General features: G+C 59.1%; 1 pseudogene. It reads right to left on the bottom strand.

Annotation, left to right across the window (positions count from 1 at the left end):
- Positions 1-91: 91 nt before the first annotated feature.
- A pseudogene (locus tag RMO57_RS12105) lies at positions 92-1478 on the bottom strand (sigma-70 family RNA polymerase sigma factor); the annotation flags it as partial.

The raw sequence follows: 1478 nt of genomic DNA, 5'->3' as shown, positions 1-1478 counted from the left end.
CCCGAGCGGACGACCGCGTCCATCGTCGCCTCGCTGCCGACGGTCGGATCCGCGCAGTGCTGGGTCACGCTCGGCTCGCCGTGCCGCAGCATCGCCGCTCAAACTTGTCGACCGCCTTCATCAAGCCGATATTGCCTTCCTGGATCAAGTCGAGGAACTGCAGGCCGCGGTTGGTGTACTTCTTGGCGATCGAGATCACCAAGCGCAAGTTCGCCTCGATCATTTCCTTCTTGGCATCGCGCGAGGCCTTTTCGCCCTCGTTCATCTTCTTGTTGATGTCCTTCAGGTCTTCGATCGGCACCACAGCCTTGGACTGGATGTCCATCAGCTTTTGCTGCAGCTCTTGCACCGGCGGCAGATTGCGCGCCAGCACATTGGCGAAGGGCTTGCCGGAGGCGATTTCCTTCTCGGCCCATTGCTTGTTCAGGGCGTTGGGCGGGAAACTCTTGATGAAGTACTCCTGCGGCATGCCGCATTTGTCGACCACGATCTTGCGCAGTTCACGCTCATAGCGGCGCACATCATCCACCTGTGAGCGCAGCAGATCGCAGAGCTTCTCGATCGTCTTGACGGTGAACCGAATCGTCATCAGCTCTTGGCTGATGGCCAATTGAGCCTTGTTGTAGGAGACCGACTTGTAGCCGTCCTTCTCAAACGATTTGCGCATTTTGTCGAAATTGACCGACAAGTTGTCCAGCTTGACCAGCGCGGCGTTCTTCAACTCTTCGAGCTTCTTGGTCAGCGCCTTGGAGCCGCCATTGCCGTCGTCGTCGTCTTCTTCGTCGAATTCGTCGAAGTCTTCCTCGGCCACATAGTCGTCGGCCTCGTCAGCCGCCACAAAGCCGTCCACCACTTCGGAAATCGTCTTCTCGCCGGCGCGGATTTTCACGCCCAGGTCGATGATGTGAGCAATCGTGGTGGGCGAGGCCGAGATGGCCAGCATCATCGCTTGCAAGCCGCCTTCGATGCGCTTGGCGATTTCGATTTCGCCTTCGCGGGTCAGCAACTCGACCGTGCCCATTTCGCGCATATACATGCGCACCGGGTCGGTCGTGCGGCCGAACTCGGAGTCCACCGTAGAAAGCGCGGCTTCGGCTGCTTCTTCCGCTTCTTCTTCGGTCGCGGTCGCCGTGGTGCTGCCTTGAATCAGCAGCGTGGCCGCGTCGGGCGCCTGCTCGTAGACCGCGATGCCCATGTCGTTCAACATGGAAATGATGGCTTCGAGAATTTCCTCGTTGACCAGCTTTTCTGGGAGGTGGTCGTTGATTTCCTGATGCGTCAGGAAACCCCGCGTCTTGCCCATCTTGATCAGCGTCTTCAGCTCATGGCGACGCTTGGCGGCTTCTTCTTCCGTCAGCGCCGTTTCTTCCAAACCGAACTCGCGCATCAGCGCGCGTTCTTTGGCCCGTGAGACCTTCATGCGCAGCGGTTTGGCCTTGGGCTTGTCGGCCTCGACCTCAGCAACTTCGGCGGTGTCG

It is taken from the genome of Roseateles sp. (assembly GCF_031397715.1).
In the GTDB taxonomy this organism is placed as follows: domain Bacteria; phylum Pseudomonadota; class Gammaproteobacteria; order Burkholderiales; family Burkholderiaceae_C; genus Paucibacter_A.
Note: the sequence above shows the minus strand (reverse complement) of the source record. Positions and strands in the feature narration are given on the sequence as shown.